We start from the raw sequence: 16,198 nt of genomic DNA, 5'->3' as shown, positions 1-16,198 counted from the left end.
GGCGGTCATCGGCGGTCGTCCTGCACGATGAAACCGCTGCCGGAAAATGCGTGTAGCTGGGGCCCGCACCCCGAGGGATGCGGGCCCCAGCTACGAACTACGCGTCAGCTTTAGGCGGGAACGATGTTCTCGGCCGTCGGGCCCTTCTGGCCCTGCGCGATGTCGAAGGTGACCTTCTGGCCTTCCTGCAGCTCGCGGAAGCCCTGGGCGGCGATGTTCGAGTAGTGGGCGAACACGTCGGGGCCGCCACCGTCCTGCTCGATGAAGCCGAAGCCCTTTTCAGCGTTGAACCACTTCACGGTACCAGCAGCCATGTCATATCTCCTCTGGGCAGTACACCGGCTTCCGTACTTTACGGAAGCCGTGTCGCCGCGATGATGCCCAGCCCGGAATATGACCGGAAATACGAAGCACTTCCATACGGCACGGAGGCCGACCGGAGGTGCTTGAAGTTTTTGGGTACCAAAACTGCAACTGAGTTCGACAGTAGCATGCTGCGGTGGCTTCTGCGCGCAGAATAATCCCGCCCTGCGCGCCGCGGCAAAAACCCTCACTGCGAGGGCGGTTAAATTCTCAGATCGCGAACACAGGTATTCATTCACCCCGAGTGGAGCGTTTCGGAGGCGAGGAGGTGGATCAGGCACGGCCCCGGGGCGGCGCCTGGGCTCCTGGGGCGTCTGGGCGTGGTCGCCCGGGAGGGGGGCCGATCCGCGGGTGCGCCGGGCTCATGGAGGCGGGCGTCACAACGGCCCCAGCGCATTCACTCCGCCGAGGCCGCCCTTCCGGATCGCCACACGTGAGCGTGCTCGATCCATTTCCCATTGTACGACTGCGGGCCCGGACAGGCTGGGAGGCAGCCGGACGGACTGGGAGGCAGCCGGAGAGGCTGCGAGGCAGAGCGGACAGGCTGCGAGGCAGAGCGGCCATCGGGCGGTCCGGCCGGCCGACTCAGCCGCGTTCTTCCTCCTCGGTCTCCATACGGCGGATTCCCTGGTGGGTCAGGGAGACCATCGAGGGTGTGTTGCCCGGTTCCCAGTCGACGGTGATCAGACCCTCGCCGGCGAGGTAGGTGCAGGCGGCGGCCAGGTCGTCCTCCGGGATGCGCAGGTCGTTCCGCAGCTTCCGCCCCGGGACTCCGAGAAGGCGGTTGCCCTCGGTGGCTTCGTAGAGGGCGGTCAGGACCCGTTCGCGGAAGCCCTGTCGCTCGCGGAGTGTCGCCATGACCGAGTCCTTTCGTCGTGTGAGGGCCCGATGCGTCTCAGACCTCGTCGACGTGGGTGCCGGTGCGAGTGGACGGTCTGCTGGTGGTGAGCCAGGAGTGGGCGGGTTCCGCGGCGGCCTCGGTGTCGACGGTGAGGTGGAGCCGGGTGCCGCCCTCGGAGACGGGGTAGCTGCGCTGCTCCGTCCCGGCGAAGGAACGGCGGATCGCTTCGGCGACGGCGCGGGCGGCTTCGGGGGTGGCGGCGACGATGCGGATCTCGGCGTGTCCGGCCGAGGGCAGGGTCGCGGCGTCGGTGGGGTGCAAGGGGCGTCCTCCCTCCACGGGCGTGCGAGAAGCCGGCGGGTGGGTTGTCCCGGGTGTCGGGTGCCCCACCCGCGGCCTTCGGTCGGAGGAGTGGTCCGAGTGGTCAGGGCCAGGTGCCCGTGACCTGTCGGCGGGAGGCTTGCCCCGTCGGCGTGTGGTGGCTGTGGTCGGGCGGCCGGAAGATGGCCGGGTACGGGTCGCTGAAGTGGTGGGCCGCGATGCGTGCGTCGTGCTGGGCGTTGAGCCGGTGGATCAGGCGCATGCCGAGCGCGATCAACAGGGCGACTGCCGCAAGCGCGATCAAGGTCTCCATGACGTCACCTCCTCCGCCGCGCGTTCCCCGGCAGGGGGATCATCCGCGAGCCCACGACCGGGTGCCGGAGCGGTGGCGGGGCGGACCCGCCGTCGGCCTCCCAGGCGTCCTCGCCGCTCCGGGCGTCCTCGCTGCTCCGGGCGTCCCGCATACGGCGGCCGGTCGCGGCCTCGTCGGACATCAGGACACCGGCGGCCAGAACGCTGCCGGGGATGGTTGCGGCGGCCATGAGCCGGGCTGCTGCGGCGGGTTCGGTCTCGGGCGGGATCACCAGCAGGTCGCAACGGCCCACGGTGTAGGAGAGCAGGATCATCTTGTCGGGATCCTGTTCGTCGAACCAGCCCACGTGCACGGTGTGCCCGGTGGCGGGAACCTTGTGCGGGACGACGGGCCAGCGGGTGGGGTTCACCGCGACGCGTGTGATGCGTCCGCAGGGCTCCTCCAGCGCGTCGACCAGGGGCGGAAGCTCGACGGCGAGGTCACGCGAACGAGGCCACCAGGCGCCGTCCAGCAGGCCGGCGAGTGTGGTCTTCGGAGTCAGCGACAGGCGCGCCGCGAGCGGGGGTGCGTAGGCGGTGGTCATGATCGCGGACCCGTCCCCGGGCCGTCCTGCAGGACGGCCCAGTGTCTTGATCGCCGGAAACGACGTCCGCGTGGGAGCGGGTGTTCGAGTTACTCCCGGTATCACCAGCCTACTCCGACCCGTGGTCGGACGAGCCGTTCTGACCAGCTGATTTCCCCCGGCGCCACCGCCCGGCCGATGGCCGCGGGCAGGACCGCAGGCTCGCGGAGTACCGTGAGACCACGGCGGTATCCCGCCGCCCATGAGGTATCGGCGTCCCCGCGTAGGCAGGCGGACCACCATGGCCGAATCTGACACTCCCACCCCCAGGAAGCTCCTTCCGGACGAGATCCACCGAGCGGTGAAACCCGGCACGGCCCTGCTCAGGCTCCAGACGACGCACTCCCGCGAAGGCGTCCTCGACGGCGCGTGGTGGCCCCGCTCCCGGGACGTCGCGACCGAACTGCCCGAGCTGATCCGGGCGCTCACCACGCACCTCGGCCCCATCACGCGGGTCGGCCTGGACGTCGATGCCTGGGAGGAGGTCCCGACGCGCGTGGTCGTCGACGACCGGGTCGTCCACCTCGACTCCTTCCCCGTCGGCGACGACACCGTCCTCATCACCCGTGGGGACAACGACCACTTCGCCCTCCTGGCGGTGCCCCCGGACACGGCGCCCGACGCGGCACGTGACGCCATGGCCCGTGCGGTCGACGCCGGTAACGTCACCCGGGCCGCCGAGATCCTGGTCGCCCATCTTCCCGAACCAGTGCCGGGCCACCGGGAGTCGGCATGATCCAGATGGCGGACATCCGCGAGTGGCGGACCCACGACGTGGTGGACACGCGGGGCCACAGGATCGGTGAGCTGGAGGCGGTCTACGTCGACACCAGCACCGACGAGCCGGCCATGGCCACGGTCCGCGTCGGCCTGCCCACCCGGCACCGTCTGGTGTTCGTCCCCCTGGACGGCGCGACGGTGGGACCGGGCTACGTGAGGGTCGCCCACGACAAGGCGCTGGTGAAACGGGGCCCTTCGGTCGGCACCGACGACGTACTTCCCGCCGAGGACGAGGAAGCGGTCTTCCGGTACTACGACCTCCCCTACCAGCCCGGGGCGAACGGCGAACGCCAGCTGGCCCGCCGCTGAACTCCCCGACCGACCGAGGGGGCAGCCCTCATGACGCTCTTCCTGGCCCTGATCATCGTCGCGATCGTGCTGGGCATCATCGGCGCCACCGCCGACGGACTGCTCTTCCTGCTGATCATCGGCATCCTGCTGCTCGTGGCGGACCTCATCTACATCGCCCTGCGCATGCGCCGCTCCACCCACCGCCGCCCTGTCCGGTGACCCGCCGCACCGGATCAGGGCCCAGACGCCGAGGGAGGACGGCTCGGGCGGGCCGGCCTCCATGCCGGGTTCGACGGCCGTGGCGAGGTCAGGCTGCGGCCTCCGCCCGTGCGGCGCTCCGAGTCTCCTGCTGTACGACACGGCGGCGCCGGGACGGCATGCCCACGGTCGGGTTGGCGACGCTCCAGGCCGCGCCCTTGCAGATCAGTTCCTTGTAGCGGGCGGCCACGCGGCCCGTCAGGGCGCGGTCGACCGCTCGGTCGTCGTCGGTGACGAACTGGATCAGGCCCTCCTTGCGGCCGAGGGAGATGCACTGCTGGGCGTAACGGATGGAGACGTGGGGGACCTTGGTGCCGGCGAGACGGGCGGCGATGGCGTCGGCGGCCTGCCAGGCCATGGGGACGCCCGAGGCGCAGGACATACGGAGGGGCTTGTCGCCCGGGCCGATCGCCATCGCCGCGTCGCCCACGGCGTACACGTCCGGGTGGGAGACCGAGCGCATCGTGGTGTCGACCACGATCTGGCCGCGGTCGGTGACCTCCAGGGCGGTGGCCCGGGCGATCGGGTGGACGGCGAAGCCGGTGGTCCAGACCGTGACCTCGGCGGCGATGGTCAGGCCGTCGGCCGTCGTCACGCCGTCCGCCTCAACGGCGTTGACGGCGGTGTGTTCGTGGACCGTGATGCCGAGCTTGTCCACCACCTTCCGCAGGTGGGCGCGGCCCTTCTCCGAGAGCCAGTCGCCGAGGGCGCCGTGGGCGGCCAGGGCGACGTCGAGGTCCGGGCGGGCCTCGGCGATCTCGGTCGCGGCCTCCACGCCTGTCAGACCGCCGCCGACCACGACCACGGGCCGGCCGGCGTCCAGGGCGGCCAGGCGATCGCGGAGGCGGAGGGCGCCGGGGCGGCTGGAGATCTCGTGCGCGTGTTCGGCGGTACCGGGGACGCCCCCGTCGTTCCAGCCGCTGCCGAGGGCGTAGACCAGAGTGTCGTACGCCAGCTCCTCGGGCCCGCTCGCGGCGGTGACCGTCACCGTCCTGCGGTCCACGTCCACGGCGGTGACCTTCGCGAGCTTCAGCTCCACGCCCGTGCCCGCGAACATCTCGCCGAACGGGCGGGGCCTGAGGTCCTGGCCGGCCGCGATCTGGTGCAGCCGGACGCGCTCGACGAAGTCGGGCTCGGGGTTGACGAGGGTGATGGTCACGTCCTCGTGGTGCAGCCGCTTGGCGAGGCGGCCGGCGGCGACGGCGCCGGTGTATCCGGCTCCGAGGACGACGATGCGGTGCTGCATGTCCGTGCTCCTGTCTGGGCGGGGGCTGCTGCCGTTGTCCGGCGTGGTTCCGCACCTTGAACCGGACAGCCCCCCGTTCCCTGACAGGATCGGAATGTGACCTGCGCCACACCCTTTCAAAGGTCCCCGTGGCCTGCCTGGCCGCGCCGGGCTTGAACGGGCGACGAAACGCCGCACCGGATGGTGGGCTCCACGCCGCGCCTCACATTTCGCGGGCCCACTTCGTCGGACTGTCGAGACACCGACGATCCAACGCCGCGAGGCAGAAGAGGGGGCCGCGCCATGGCCACACAGACGACGCCAGTACGGGGCCGGTTCACGTTCCTGCAGGTCGCGATAGTCCTGCAGACCTTGGCCCTCTTCTTCCAGGCGTCCACCGCCGGACTGCTGCTGTCCTCGTCCCTCGGCTACCGCATGCACGACATCGGATCGCGCGTGATGTACGGCGCGTCGATGCTGTACGTGCTCGCCGCGATCCTGGCGTGGCGGCCGGGCGGCGGGTCGCCCCGCCCCATCCTGTACGCGTCCGGCTTCCTCGTACTCGCTTCGGTGCAGGTGGTGCTGGGCATCGCACACATGCCGTCGCTCCACGTCCCCCTGGGCATCCTGATGTTCGCCCTGAGCGTGCTGGCGCTGGGCCAGGTGCTGTCCACCCGCTTGTCGAAGCGCACCGGCACCCGCTCGTAGCCGCCGGCATCGGCCGGTCCTCGGAGAGGCCGCTGAACAGATCTGGACAACGACGAAGCCCCAGGTCGCTGACCTGGGGCTTCGCGGAAGAGCGTTGTACCTCCGCCGCCACCCACCGAAGGCACGTAGCGGCGGAGGTCTCCTACGACCCCAAGGGCTGTTCGTTCCACAGGCAGAGCGCTCACTCAAGTGCAGGACGAGAGGCCCGAGGGAGATCGCACGGCTTGCCCGGCCGGACGGCAGCCTGGAAACTCCGGCCCGGACACAGCTACGCGTTGTGAGCGCCCCACACTTGCGCTCCGTTGGTTACAGGCAGTGCCTCGCGCCTGCGCTCCACACGCCCGGTGGGGGCGTTGTGTTCGATGAGCTCCCCCGTTCCCTGGTCGATCATGAGGAGATTGGCTCGGGACCATGTCGCCGCGAGGCTCTCGTCCAGGTCCGTGGTCTTGTCCAGGGCTGCGAATGCGCCGAGGTCGCGACACGAGTTCTCGCCGAGGTCCAGAACTGCCAGGTGGGTGCCGTTGTCAGCACGAACGGCTGTGGCGTACCAGCGCCCGCCGGGGGCGAGAGTGCCCGTTCCGACAGGGTCTCCGGCTTCGCAGGCGGGTGCGTTCCTCGACTTCTTGGCCTGTGCGTCGTAGATCTTGGTGCAGGTGCCTGTGGGGCATTCGTCGGCTCGCCACACGACCTGATCCGCGTCTGCAGCAAGGACGGTGGCCGCTTCCGCGACAACCGAACTGACAGCACCGTTCTTGTCGAGTAGGACAACCGATGTCCGGGCCCGAGAGGCGTTTCCCGAGCCAGGGACATCACCCGTGGTCTGGTGGGCGACGATGCCCTGGGACGTCTGAGCCGCAGGCTCGATGCCGCAGGGCATGGAGACGACTCGGCGCGCAGGGCGGCCAGAGGTCTCGTGCTCGGCGATGGTGTACTTCGCGCGCACCGTTGTGGGCAGTCCCTGGCCCTCGCAGGCCGCAGCGGTCTGCTCGGTAACCGTCCACACCTTCCCCTTGTCAACGCTGGGAAACCATGCGGTCGCCTGTCCGAGCAAGGTTGCCTTAACGGGATCGTCGGGTGAGATGGCCACGGCCCCACCATCGCGGATGCCGACGATGTCACCGGTGTTCAATTGGCGTGGAGCGGTGAGCCGATACGTGTCCAACGTCTCGGTGCCGTCTGGCCGTTGGCCCACGATCTCGGGCTTGCCGTCTATGCCCTTGAGGACGGCGATCTCGCCGCCAAGGTTCACCACGACGCCTTGGGAGGGCTGTTCGTCGGCGGCGTCCTGCGAGCAGCCGGAGGCCCCGACGGCGGCCAGCGCTGTGACGGCGCAGACAACCACGAGGCGGCGGTGACGGGTGTCTCGTAGGGAGCCCTGTGCTGTGGCCATCCCGTATCCCCCAGTGGGTTGGTAGAGGTCGTGACTGTGGGGTGGGGGCGGTTGGTCGTGCCGCCCCCCACCACAGCTTGTCAGGGCTTTGGCGTGCAGGGCCCGGTCGCGACGCACTCGGAGAAGAACGGGTAGGCGGTGATGGCCCACAACTTCCCCATGTTGCCCAGCTTCCTGGCTCCGCAGGTCGACGTGTCCTGCCATTTCTCAACGATGAACGTCCGGCGCTCGATCTTGGGGGTGGTGTACCCGTACTGGCGACCCGGGACGTTCATCGTGTTGGAGACCGTCACACCCTTCGTGGTCGACTTCGTGATCTCGTGGCTGGTCTTGGCCGTGACCTCGGCGATACCGAAGTTGATGGACCCACCCAGCTCGTCCGTCCACGTGGACTGCTTCGCCGTCGTGGTCGACATGTCGTAGCGGAGAGTCGCTGACGCCGAACCGGCGTTGCGTTTACCGGCGGTGCTGCCGATCCCCTCGTGCGTGGCCGGGTAGGCGACGACCTTGTACCAGACGTCCGGCGGACACGCCTCCGGCGCCTGCACGCCGGCCGATGCCGTAGGTGCCAGCAGCAGACCGGCACTGAGCGCCAATGATCCGGCGAACGCTCCCCCGCGTATGAAGCTACGCATGATGTTCCCTCCCGTTTGCATTCGCCCCCCTTGGTCGAATGCTTCGCCTGAGCAAAACATCCGGACCATGAGCAACGGAAGTGAATTGAGGTACATCTGAGATACGCCGCTACTGATTCCGACCTGCCGCAATGATCGTGAGGTGGAGGATTTTGTGGACTTGGCAGGTCGAGTACGGTATCTCGGACCCGAGGATGTGAATTAACGGTATCTCTGATTCCGCTTATTGCGTGTAGCAAATACCCCGTCGAGCGGTTTCTTCTTCAATCTTGGCGCTGTGGGCGGAGTGCGCCCGGGTGCCTTTAAGGGGGAGTTATCCGCTTCACGGCGACATTCGGTGCCGATGGTCGCAAACGGCGTTGTATCCAAGGAGGGGGCAATCCAGTCGACGGGGTGCGGCCACCGAGGCGTGGGCGGCCCGAGCCCTGAGAGGTCTGGACAACGACGAAGCCCCAGGTCGCTGACCTGGGGCTTCGTGGAAGAGCGGATGACGGGAATCGAACCCGCGCCATAAGCTTGGGAATCACCGACACCAAGCCCGGTCATCTCGCCGCTGACCTGCGGAAACGCACTCGGGTGGCGCCTAATCCCGCAAGCCCGTGAACGCCCCTGTCGACCGCTGTTGTCCGCTCTGAAGGGCACGGCCGGGGCACGAGTCCGGAACGGATCAGACGTCGGACAGCGTCGTCGCCAGCGACTGGAACCATGCGCCGTGGGAGAACGGCTCGGGCGGGCCGACCTCCATGCCGAGTTCGGCGGCGGCCAGGGCGTAGTCGCCCTCGTCCAGGGGGAGAGCGAGCAGCTCATGGAGTTCGCCCACGAGCCGGGCGATCAGCTGGGGGTGGGTGGTGGCGGCGTAGTCGGCGACGGCGGCGTGATGGTCGGGGAACTCGTCGACGATGTCCTGTGAGAACCAGCCGCCGAGCAGTTGCGCGGTCTCGGGGAAGCGCGCGTGCCACTCCCAGTGCGTCTGCGGGGACGACGGTTCCGGTGCGTCGCCCTCCTCGACGCTCTTCTTCAGGTGGTCGGCCAGGACCATCAGCCAGTCGCCGATCTCGGACTGGGGCATGCCGGTGTCGGGGATCGCGTAGAACTCGCCCAGTTCCTGCCGGATGCGGCCCGGAGGGTTGCGGCTGTACTCGCGCAGCTGGCGCTCCGCCTCCGCGATGGCCGAGGGGCGGGTGTGCCAGGTGTGACGGAGATACGCATCAAGGGCGCGGCTGCGCCGCTCCGGGGTGTCATCGGCCGGCTGCCCAAGGTACGCGCGCATCACCTGGTCCAGCTCGCCGTACCGGCGGTCGTGTTCGAGGGGCTTCATGGGCATGTGCGTGCGACCCCTACAGGTAGAACGGGACGGTCGTGTGGACGACGAAGCCGTACGGGCTCGACGGCTCGCGGCGCAGCACCACCCGCGCCGCGCGGACCTCGACGGGCCCGCGGCCCGCAAGCAGCTCGGCTTCCAACTGGACCCGGCCCACGGGCTCCTCACGGGAGGGCCAGGCGGCCTCGATGGTGAGGCGGGCCCGGGTCTTCTGGGCGAGCCAGCGGTGGATGACCTGCTCGTTGGCGGTCACCACCTGCTGGGTGGCCCAGTGGGCGGTCTCCCGGTCGGGATAAGTGGCGGATCGCGTCAGCATGGTCACCTACTTCCATGTGTGGGGGAGCGGCCGGTTTCCGGCTCAGCGTGTTCTCACTGCGCGTTGAACGACCAGAAGACTCCGACTTCGTCCGTGCCCACGACGATCAGTCCGAGGTCCATCAAGTAGTCGGTGAAGGCCCGGCCACCGGCGAGTTCATCGGCGAGAAAGTCCGGCGACTCGGAGGTCCGGGCCAGATCCGAGGAGGTGCGGAAGACGGCCTCGGTACCGAAACGGCCGAGCAGCGTCCGGGCATCGGTCAGCACGTCCTCACGGTCGAGGCGCGTCCGGACGGGGCGGTCCTCGAAGAACCACTCCTGGGTCAGAGAGGCGAGCAGTTCGGCGGCGGCACTGGCCGTGATGGGATACGTCCATGCGTGCACCTGCTCGGCTGTGAGCGGCAGGAACGGATAAGAGGGACGGACGTTCTCGCGCCCCTCCTTGTCGATCTGCCACTCCAATGTCCGCCAGCCCCGGGGATCGGCGACCGACCGGTCCATGACAGCCAGGACGTCCCGTCCCCAGTCGTCGTGCAGTCGAGGCCCGGCCATCGCGAAGGTGTACACATCGTCGAGGAGCCGCTCCAGTGCGGCGCACCAGACAGGGCGGCCATTGATGTCAATGCTGTCGTCGGGATGCATTCGGCTTCCGGTCCGTCGGTCACGGGGCGGGCATGGACGTGTAGATGATGTAGGGCGGATCGAGCCTGGAATCGTACTTCAGGACCGTTTTGATGTTCTTGACGTCGACCGCCTTCGCGCTGAGCCCGTTGTCCTTGTACCCGATCCCCGGGATGTTGTGACCCGGGTTGCTCGGATCGGGAACGCTTTGTTTCTTCACGTAGGTGCCGCTGACCTCGTCATTGGGTGCGGGACTCGTGAACGACTGCGTTCTCCCCTCTGGCGGATTGGTGGCCAGCCACGCGTCGATATCGGACTGTCTGGTCCGCAGGTTGTGTTCCGTCAGCCTCTGTGCACTGGCCATGTCTTTGAAGGACGACGAGCCGCCGATCGAGGGCTTGCGCTGCTCTGGCCAGTTGTTGTTGTCGTCGGCCTGGTCGCGCAGCCGCTGGGCGAGCTGCTCGTCCGTCTTGCCGACGTGTTTGTCCAAGGTGTGCCCGCCACCCAGGTACTCGCTGCTCGCCAGGTCGAACGCGTGATTGCCCTGTGAGCCGGCCTCGGTCCACTGTTGCTCGTGCTTGAACTCGTTCAGGGCCCGGGCGCCGAAGCCGTGGGCACGGGCGACGCCTGCCTCGAACTTGGGGGCGCTCAGGTATGCCTCGTCCAGCGGCCCCTTCTGGGCCTCCATGCGGGTGGTCAGCCCGTCCAGGATGCCGGTGTACGTGTTGACGATCCGGTTCAGCTTGGCCGTGTCGAAGTTCAGCACGGTCTTGACCTCGAAGGACAGGACCAGACCCACACCCTTGCCGATCACGTTCGTGACGGCGCTGAGGGCGCTCTTGGCGTCCTTGGGCTTGGCCAGGTCCTCGATGATCTCCTTGGCGGCCTTCGCCATGGCGCGGTGGAGCTCGTCCTCGACGTCGCGGTTCAGGTCGACGGCGGCTTCCGCGTACTCGCGCAGGAGGGTGGCGATGGTGTCGGCCGTGTCCTTCAGTACGGCCATGACGGGCTCGCTGCCCGTCGGCGCCTTGGGTGTGCCCGGCCCGGAGTCGGCGGTGTGTGCCCATTGGTAGCCGTGCAGCGGCCTTCCCCAGTCCGTCGCGCCCCACAGCGCGCTGCAGAAGGTCCGCATGGCGGCTTCCCAGTCGGCCTGCTGGTGGTTGGTGATGGCGCCGACCGCCTGGGTGAGCTGGTCCGCCCCCGTCGTGGCGACGATGGAGACGTTCATCCAGCTGTGGCACAGGGAGTTGAGGTAGTGCTGCTGAGGGAAGGGGTGGACGTCCGCCACCCTTCCGATCCGGAACACGTGCTTGCACAGCGGTTGGAGGACGTCGCGGACGATCTCGGGGATGCCCTCCATCAGGCCGCGCAGGATGTCGTCGCCGCCGTCGTCGTCGCCCCACTTGATGTCGGGTATCGAGCCGAAGGCCGGGTCCTTGTCGATGACCGCGGGCCGGGGTCGCTGTTCGGCTGTCTTCCCCGGCTGGGGGTGGGCTGCCGCGTCCGCCTGCGTGTAGGCGTTGGCCGTCTCGGTGAACCCGACCGCGACGCCGCCGACACTGAGTACGGACCGGCCCCAGACCTCCAGCCAGCGGTCGCCGATCTTCTTGTACGCCTGGGCGAACTTCTGGGCCTCGGTGCCGGCGCCTCCGGCGTCGGGGTACGTGCCCAGCTCCTCCAGGAGTCTGTTGGCGCCGCGCATCAGGAAGTCCTGCTGCGCGGCGACCCGGCCGGAGACCGACCAGAGGTCGCTCGGCTTGACGTCGATGGTGCCGCTGCCGCCCGGTGACTGGGCGGGGGTGGAGGGGCCGGCCATCAGGCACCGCCTCCCCAGCCTTCGAGCACGGACCTGTTGGCGGCGGCGTAGTTGAGGTGCCCCTTCACCACGACCTCGTGGAGCCAGGCCTGGGCGGCCTTGAGGTCGTCGGCGGAACGGCTCCACGTGTCCAGCTCGTCGATGAAGGCTTCGCGGGCCTCGCCGTCCCAGCTCAGGACGACTTTGGTGGCCCGCCCGTACAGCGTGTCCAGCTTCTCGTTGAGGGTACGGAGGATGTCCTCCAGGTCCCCCGAAAGGCGCTGCAGGGTGGCGAAGTCGACGGTGATCCGGTCTTCGTCCGACATGGTGTTGATCCCCCGTGGTTCAGACGTCCAGAATGCGGCTCTGAGGCTGGCCGGTGCCCGGACCGGACGCCGGGTCGGGCACGGTGAGGTCGCGGGCGGCGGCGGACACGTCCTCGCCGTCCTGCATCCGCCGTATCCGGGCCAGGGTGTCGAGCTCCTGCTCAGTGAAGCCGTCGCGCGAAGCACGCATGGCCGCTTCGAGGAGGACCATCACCTGCCGGATGCGCACGGCGTCCTCGGCGACACCGCGGTGCAAGGAGCGGTACGCGGCGGCGGTGGGGCCCTGCCAGCCCGCGGCGACCCTGTCGACGACCCCGTCCATGGCACGGGTCTGCTGCTCCAGGTAGCGCTGCATCTCGTCGAGATCGTTCGCCAGCCTCGTGAGAGCGTCCCCCGAGACGTCCAGATCGGCGTTCAGCATCATGAGCCCCCGCTCGTCGCGCCGTTCGTGCGTGTGTTCCCGTGTGCGGCTGTTCACCTTAGTGGGCGAGGCGCGTGGATCGGGGGGCGGTCGCTACGCGGGGAGGGGGGCGACGACAAAGCCCCGAGGCCGCCCTGACCTGGGGCTTAGCCAGGAGGGCGGGGGATCGGTGTGCTGCCGCTCACGTATCCGTTCCGGGGGCTTCCTCGTCAAGTCGACAGGCGGCGGAGCCGGGAAGCGGGGGCGGATTACTCCTCCCTTGATTCGAGACAACGGCAAAGCCCCAGGTCGCTGACCTGGGGCTTCGTGGAAGAGCGGATGACGGGAATCGAACCCGCGCTATAAGCTTGGGAATCACCGCCGCTGACGTCGGTCATAGGGTGTCCGACCTGCGGAAACGCGCCTTCTCGCGGCTCGTTCCGGTGGTCCGCCGATACCCGTGTTGACCGCTGTTCACCGTTCCGAAGGGCACGGATGGGGCACGGTGCCAGGGGGCACGGCCGCAGAGCCGAGGCGCCTTCGTGGACGCGCCCGGCCGCGGCGTCGATTCCCGGGCGGCGGCGGTGGAGCCCGCGAACGTCAACTGCCGGGTATCCGTCGGCACCCGGCCCCCACACGGCGGGACGTGCGGCGCAACCGCCCGAACAGAGATGAACGGCCCACGCCGCCGGACGAGTTCTCCTTGCTAGGACGCACCGGGGCGTGTCCCCGAGTCCGCAGACCCGGCCGGCTGTTCAGCCGGAGTCTCGTGCGCAGCGGCTTTGCGCCAGCGGGCTTCGCAGAACGAGTAGAGGCCGAACAGCACGAGACCCACAGCGGCGGCGATCAACAGGACAGGCCCCGCGGGCGTGGCGGCGAACGAACGCAACGTCTCGTCCAGGCCCTTCGCCTGGCTGGGGTCGTACCGCACCGCGGCCAACAGGACGGACAGGCCGGCCCCGGTCGCGACCACGCCGCATGCCACGCCGCCGACGATGCCCAGTATTGCTAGGACCCGCCGCGTCGCCGGGCGCATCTCTTCCGTCCGGAGATCCTTCTCGAACCTCCGCATCAGTATCACCGCGCCCACGACGATCAGGACGGCCCCGAACACGCCGACGATCACCCGGCCGCCCGGCAAGTCCAGCACCCTGGCGGTGTACTCCTTCGACGTCTCGTCACCGGGGCGCCCCCCGGCGCAACCGCCGACCAGCGCCGTCTGCACCACGCCGACACAGATCACGGCGTAGAGCACCGCCATCCCCAAAGAACCCAGACGACGAGACCACTTCTCCCCGTCCTCCACCGTCTGCCCGAACGCCGCCTCGCGCAGCCGCCAGAGCGTCATCGCCGCCAGCCCCACCACCAGCGCCCACAGCAGAGCCTGGCCGAACAGCTGCTCGCCGAGGGTCTCCACCGCCCCGGACCGGTCGGCCTCCTGGCCGCTGTCGCTGCCGAGGCCGATCCGCACAGCCAGAATCCCCACCAGTACGTAGATCACTCCCCGGGCACAGAGCCCAACCCTGGACGCGACCTCCACCACACGACTGTCGGCCAGACGCCGCCCCCGCGACTTGGGCTGAGCCGCACTGTCCTGACTGCGCTCCATGTCTTGCACCTCCATGGGCCGGACCCCACTACACAGCGAACCGTCGGCCGGGGCGGGCGTCGCGGGTCGGAGCCGGTGTCCGGCGGCGTCCCTGGCACGCCCGCTGTTTGCGGACCGCGGTGCCACGCCGGCCGAGGCGGCGGCAGCGATGAGGTGGGCCTCTGGGATTTCGGTGCGGGCAGGTTCCTAGCATGTAGGCATGGTTGCCCGTGATACCCAGCAGTCCGGTGCGGGAGGGGAAGCAGTGTCCCGAGACGACGCCGAAGCCTGCAGTGTTTCTTCCCCACCGACGATCAAGGGACGCGACTCGACCGGCCTGTCTTCGGGATCGCAACGCGACGGGGCCGCCGAGAACTCCCGCCCGGTGGCCGACCTGGTCGAGCGGGCGGCCGATCTGGTGGAACCCGTCAAGCCGAGGCTACGCGGCTGGCTTCACGCCGGCATGGTTCCCGCATCGCTGGCCGCGGGCATCGTCCTCATCCGCCTGGCAGGGACGCCTCAGGCCGTGCTGGCCTGCACCGTGTACTCCGTCACGGCCTGGCTGCTGTTCGGGACCAGCGCTGTCTACCACCTCGGCTCCTGGGGACCACTCGGCGAGGCCGTTCTGCGTCGCCTCGACCACGCCAACATCTTCCTGATCATCGCCGGCACGTGCACCCCACTCGCCGTGCTCCTGCTCTCCCGCGACCAGTGGACCGTCCTGCTGTGGATCGTGTGGACGGGCGCTCTGGTCGGCATCGCATTCCGTGTCCTGTGGGTCGGAGCTCCCCGCTGGCTGTACACCCCCTGCTACCTGGCCTTGGGCTGGGCGCCCGTGCGGTACCTGCCCGACTTCCTGCACAACGGCGGGGCGGCCGTAGTCTCCTTGATCGTGACGGGCGGGCTTCTCTACAGCGCGGGCGCGGTCGTCTACGCCCTCCAGCGCCCCAACCCCTCACCCCGCTGGTTCGGCTTCCACGAGGTGTTCCACGCCCTGACCGTCGCAGCCTTCACCGCGCACTACATCGCCATCTCCTTCACCGTCTACTGAGCACGGCAATGTTCTGCCCGGGGGCTGCTGTCGCCCTGGGGCGGGCGAGTTGCCTTGCTGGCTTCGGGTCAGGGTGCGAGGGGGCGGCGCAGGGAGAGGTAGTAGTTGCCGACGGCGGAAGCGGTGGTCAGCCATTTCGCTGTCGGTGGTGAACCGGGAGCGGCTTTGATCTCTTCCCGGGTCCCTGACACCTTTACCGTCCGTGTTTCGGTGTCGATACCGGCGACGGCGCCGGCCGGGATCAGAATGCTCCTGCCGAACATCCACACGCTGGTGTCGACGACCAGGTGTTGCATGCCGGGCTGGTCCTGCTGGCGGTCCACGTGCCCGATGGTTCCGTCAGCCGCCTCAACCGTGAACCCCACCAGTGTCTGCCGGGACGTGTAGCCGCTGTCCTGCACGTACATCCACACACCGCTCACAATCGTGCGTACGGGCGATCTCCACCCCCGCGAGGCCTCCCGCGCTCTGGTCGCGGAGATTCTTCACGCCCACGGCGGCCGTCTCCAGGACGACGCGACGGTCATGTGCCTGGACTGGCACGGTACCCACCAGGTCACAGCAGCGCTGACGCCGGGGCGGACCTGGCGGAGGCGTCCGCGCCCGAATAGCACTCTTTCGACGACCGAGGCCCGCCGATCCGGACGGGCACGCTCGGTTCAGGCCGAGGGCGGCGGAGGGGATGACTCGGCGGCGCGGCGGTACTCGGCGTTGATGCGCTGGGCTTCTTCGAGCTGGTCTTCGAGGATGATGATGCGGCAGGCGGCCTCGATGGGGGTGCCCTGGTCGACGAGTTCCCGGGCGCGGGCGGCGATGCGCAGCTGGTAGCGGGAGTAGCGGCGGTGGCCGCCGCCTGAGCGGAGCGGGGTGATCAGGCGGGCCTCTCCGAGGGCACGGAGGAAGCCCTGGGTGGTGCCGAGCATTTCTGCCGCCCGGCCCATGGTGTAGGCGGGGTAATCGTCGTCGTCAAGACGGCCGAACGAGTCGTCTGCTGTCATTGAACCTCTCTCATGGAACGCGTGGAGGGGCCCTGG

The 16,198-nt window shown here is 68.9% G+C and carries 22 protein-coding genes; 5 read left to right on the top strand and 17 right to left on the bottom strand.

The genetic code is table 11. The features are described 5' to 3' along the window. Positions 1–110: 110 nt before the first annotated feature. The 5 genes from OG361_RS19210 to OG361_RS19190 all read right to left on the bottom strand — a co-directional run bounded on the left by OG361_RS19210 (position 111) and on the right by OG361_RS19190 (position 2,421). Positions 111–314, bottom strand: coding sequence for a cold-shock protein (locus tag OG361_RS19210; protein ID WP_020133169.1), 204 nt, complete (start codon positions 312–314; stop codon positions 111–113). A 634-nt stretch (positions 315–948) separates the two neighbouring features. Beyond that, positions 949–1,221 (bottom strand): hypothetical protein, encoded by a 273-nt coding sequence (locus tag OG361_RS19205; RefSeq protein ID WP_405855159.1) that lies wholly within the window; start codon positions 1,219–1,221, stop codon positions 949–951. Between the two features lie 37 nt (positions 1,222–1,258). Further along, the gene (locus OG361_RS19200) at positions 1,259–1,525 is read right to left on the bottom strand and encodes a hypothetical protein (RefSeq protein ID WP_405855157.1); all 267 of its coding nucleotides are present in this window, start codon (positions 1,523–1,525) and stop codon (positions 1,259–1,261) included. A gap of 103 nt (positions 1,526–1,628) precedes the next feature. Beyond that, positions 1,629–1,838 (bottom strand): hypothetical protein, encoded by a 210-nt coding sequence (locus tag OG361_RS19195; RefSeq protein WP_405855155.1) that lies wholly within the window; start codon positions 1,836–1,838, stop codon positions 1,629–1,631. A 4-nt stretch (positions 1,839–1,842) separates the two neighbouring features. Then, entirely contained in the window at positions 1,843–2,421 is a 579-nt protein-coding gene (locus tag OG361_RS19190) for a DUF5994 family protein (protein ID WP_405855153.1), read from the bottom strand. Positions 2,422–2,701: 280 nt separating this feature from the next. On the opposite strand from OG361_RS19190, the gene OG361_RS19185 reads away from it, so the two are divergent. From OG361_RS19185 to OG361_RS19175, 3 genes are read left to right on the top strand one after another with little or no spacing between them, the layout of a single operon-like run. Next, positions 2,702–3,196, top strand: coding sequence for a DUF5994 family protein (locus OG361_RS19185; RefSeq protein ID WP_405855151.1), 495 nt, complete (start codon positions 2,702–2,704; stop codon positions 3,194–3,196). Continuing rightward, complete coding sequence (locus tag OG361_RS19180; protein WP_405855149.1) at positions 3,193–3,549, top strand: PRC-barrel domain-containing protein; 357 nt, start codon at positions 3,193–3,195, stop codon at positions 3,547–3,549. The genes OG361_RS19185 and OG361_RS19180 overlap by 4 nt, the downstream gene beginning before the upstream one ends. 30 nt (positions 3,550–3,579) lie before the next feature. Then, complete coding sequence (locus tag OG361_RS19175) at positions 3,580–3,750, top strand: hypothetical protein (protein WP_405855147.1); 171 nt, start codon at positions 3,580–3,582, stop codon at positions 3,748–3,750. 88 nt (positions 3,751–3,838) lie between these two features. Here the strand turns inward: OG361_RS19175 and OG361_RS19170 are convergent, their stop codons facing one another. Then, positions 3,839–5,035, bottom strand: coding sequence for an NAD(P)/FAD-dependent oxidoreductase (locus tag OG361_RS19170; RefSeq protein ID WP_405855145.1), 1,197 nt, complete (start codon positions 5,033–5,035; stop codon positions 3,839–3,841). 282 nt (positions 5,036–5,317) lie between these two features. Between OG361_RS19170 and OG361_RS19165 the strand changes: the two genes are divergently transcribed. Then, on the top strand, positions 5,318–5,722 hold the full coding sequence (locus tag OG361_RS19165) for a hypothetical protein (protein WP_405855143.1): 405 nt from the start codon (positions 5,318–5,320) through the stop codon (positions 5,720–5,722). A 268-nt stretch (positions 5,723–5,990) separates the two neighbouring features. Here the strand turns inward: OG361_RS19165 and OG361_RS19160 are convergent, their stop codons facing one another. The 9 genes from OG361_RS19160 to OG361_RS19120 all read right to left on the bottom strand — a co-directional run bounded on the left by OG361_RS19160 (position 5,991) and on the right by OG361_RS19120 (position 14,134). Continuing rightward, positions 5,991–7,112, bottom strand: a complete 1,122-nt coding sequence (locus OG361_RS19160; protein ID WP_405855141.1) for a hypothetical protein — start codon at positions 7,110–7,112, stop codon at positions 5,991–5,993. Positions 7,113–7,192: 80 nt separating this feature from the next. Beyond that, a complete protein-coding gene (locus OG361_RS19155) occupies positions 7,193–7,747 on the bottom strand; it encodes a hypothetical protein (RefSeq protein WP_405855139.1) in 555 nt (184 codons plus the stop codon). A 667-nt stretch (positions 7,748–8,414) separates the two neighbouring features. Continuing rightward, entirely contained in the window at positions 8,415–9,071 is a 657-nt protein-coding gene (locus tag OG361_RS19150) for a contact-dependent growth inhibition system immunity protein (RefSeq protein WP_405855137.1), read from the bottom strand. A gap of 13 nt (positions 9,072–9,084) precedes the next feature. Further along, positions 9,085–9,384 carry an RNase A-like domain-containing protein gene (locus OG361_RS19145; protein ID WP_405855135.1) on the bottom strand — a complete coding sequence of 100 codons (300 nt, stop codon included), beginning with the start codon at positions 9,382–9,384 and terminating at the stop codon, positions 9,085–9,087. A gap of 53 nt (positions 9,385–9,437) precedes the next feature. Then, complete coding sequence (locus tag OG361_RS19140; protein ID WP_405855133.1) at positions 9,438–10,025, bottom strand: hypothetical protein; 588 nt, start codon at positions 10,023–10,025, stop codon at positions 9,438–9,440. A gap of 19 nt (positions 10,026–10,044) precedes the next feature. Next, on the bottom strand, positions 10,045–11,820 hold the full coding sequence (locus OG361_RS19135; RefSeq protein ID WP_405855131.1) for an RNase A-like domain-containing protein: 1,776 nt from the start codon (positions 11,818–11,820) through the stop codon (positions 10,045–10,047). Next, positions 11,820–12,125, bottom strand: a complete 306-nt coding sequence (locus OG361_RS19130) for a WXG100 family type VII secretion target (RefSeq protein WP_405855129.1) — start codon at positions 12,123–12,125, stop codon at positions 11,820–11,822. Before OG361_RS19130 ends, OG361_RS19135 begins: the two co-directional genes overlap by 1 nt. A 19-nt stretch (positions 12,126–12,144) precedes the next feature. Continuing rightward, on the bottom strand, positions 12,145–12,603 hold the full coding sequence (locus OG361_RS19125) for a WXG100 family type VII secretion target (RefSeq protein ID WP_405855127.1): 459 nt from the start codon (positions 12,601–12,603) through the stop codon (positions 12,145–12,147). Between the two features lie 628 nt (positions 12,604–13,231). After that, complete coding sequence (locus tag OG361_RS19120; RefSeq protein ID WP_405855125.1) at positions 13,232–14,134, bottom strand: DUF1206 domain-containing protein; 903 nt, start codon at positions 14,132–14,134, stop codon at positions 13,232–13,234. Positions 14,135–14,378: 244 nt separating this feature from the next. On the opposite strand from OG361_RS19120, the gene OG361_RS19115 reads away from it, so the two are divergent. Continuing rightward, a complete protein-coding gene (locus OG361_RS19115; RefSeq protein ID WP_405855123.1) occupies positions 14,379–15,164 on the top strand; it encodes a hemolysin III family protein in 786 nt (261 codons plus the stop codon). Positions 15,165–15,232: 68 nt separating this feature from the next. On the opposite strand, the gene OG361_RS19110 is transcribed toward OG361_RS19115, so the two are convergent. Beyond that, positions 15,233–15,571 (bottom strand): PRC-barrel domain containing protein, encoded by a 339-nt coding sequence (locus tag OG361_RS19110; RefSeq protein WP_405855121.1) that lies wholly within the window; start codon positions 15,569–15,571, stop codon positions 15,233–15,235. A 252-nt stretch (positions 15,572–15,823) separates the two neighbouring features. After that, positions 15,824–16,162, bottom strand: coding sequence for a helix-turn-helix domain-containing protein (locus OG361_RS19105; protein WP_405855119.1), 339 nt, complete (start codon positions 16,160–16,162; stop codon positions 15,824–15,826). Positions 16,163–16,198: the final 36 nt, after the last annotated feature.

Origin of the sequence: Streptomyces sp. NBC_00090, from assembly GCF_045160815.1 — a bacterium.
GTDB lineage: Bacteria > Actinomycetota > Actinomycetes > Streptomycetales > Streptomycetaceae > Streptomyces.
The sequence above is the reverse complement of the archived record's forward strand: the minus strand, read 5'-3'. Positions and strand labels throughout refer to the sequence as shown.

Bases quoted from the DNA above. Each gene is read 5' to 3' on its own strand.
- OG361_RS19110 (WP_405855121.1), bottom strand. From the start codon at position 15,571: ATGTACGTGCAGGACAGCGGCTACACGTCCCGGCAGACACTGGTGGGG.
- OG361_RS19205 (WP_405855159.1), bottom strand. From the start codon at position 1,221: ATGGCGACACTCCGCGAGCGACAGGGCTTCCGCGAACGGGTCCTGACC.
- OG361_RS19150 (WP_405855137.1), bottom strand. From the start codon at position 9,071: ATGCCCATGAAGCCCCTCGAACACGACCGCCGGTACGGCGAGCTGGAC.
- OG361_RS19155 (WP_405855139.1), bottom strand. From the start codon at position 7,747: ATGCGTAGCTTCATACGCGGGGGAGCGTTCGCCGGATCATTGGCGCTC.
- OG361_RS19175 (WP_405855147.1), top strand. From the start codon at position 3,580: ATGACGCTCTTCCTGGCCCTGATCATCGTCGCGATCGTGCTGGGCATC.
- OG361_RS19190 (WP_405855153.1), bottom strand. From the start codon at position 2,421: ATGACCACCGCCTACGCACCCCCGCTCGCGGCGCGCCTGTCGCTGACT.
- OG361_RS19165 (WP_405855143.1), top strand. From the start codon at position 5,318: ATGGCCACACAGACGACGCCAGTACGGGGCCGGTTCACGTTCCTGCAG.
- OG361_RS19180 (WP_405855149.1), top strand. From the start codon at position 3,193: ATGATCCAGATGGCGGACATCCGCGAGTGGCGGACCCACGACGTGGTG.
- OG361_RS19135 (WP_405855131.1), bottom strand. From the start codon at position 11,820: ATGGCCGGCCCCTCCACCCCCGCCCAGTCACCGGGCGGCAGCGGCACC.
- OG361_RS19120 (WP_405855125.1), bottom strand. From the start codon at position 14,134: ATGGAGCGCAGTCAGGACAGTGCGGCTCAGCCCAAGTCGCGGGGGCGG.
- OG361_RS19140 (WP_405855133.1), bottom strand. From the start codon at position 10,025: ATGCATCCCGACGACAGCATTGACATCAATGGCCGCCCTGTCTGGTGC.
- OG361_RS19105 (WP_405855119.1), bottom strand. From the start codon at position 16,162: ATGACAGCAGACGACTCGTTCGGCCGTCTTGACGACGACGATTACCCC.
- OG361_RS19210 (WP_020133169.1), bottom strand. From the start codon at position 314: ATGGCTGCTGGTACCGTGAAGTGGTTCAACGCTGAAAAGGGCTTCGGC.
- OG361_RS19160 (WP_405855141.1), bottom strand. From the start codon at position 7,112: ATGGCCACAGCACAGGGCTCCCTACGAGACACCCGTCACCGCCGCCTC.
- OG361_RS19130 (WP_405855129.1), bottom strand. From the start codon at position 12,125: ATGTCGGACGAAGACCGGATCACCGTCGACTTCGCCACCCTGCAGCGC.
- OG361_RS19145 (WP_405855135.1), bottom strand. From the start codon at position 9,384: ATGCTGACGCGATCCGCCACTTATCCCGACCGGGAGACCGCCCACTGG.
- OG361_RS19185 (WP_405855151.1), top strand. From the start codon at position 2,702: ATGGCCGAATCTGACACTCCCACCCCCAGGAAGCTCCTTCCGGACGAG.
- OG361_RS19195 (WP_405855155.1), bottom strand. From the start codon at position 1,838: ATGGAGACCTTGATCGCGCTTGCGGCAGTCGCCCTGTTGATCGCGCTC.
- OG361_RS19170 (WP_405855145.1), bottom strand. From the start codon at position 5,035: ATGCAGCACCGCATCGTCGTCCTCGGAGCCGGATACACCGGCGCCGTC.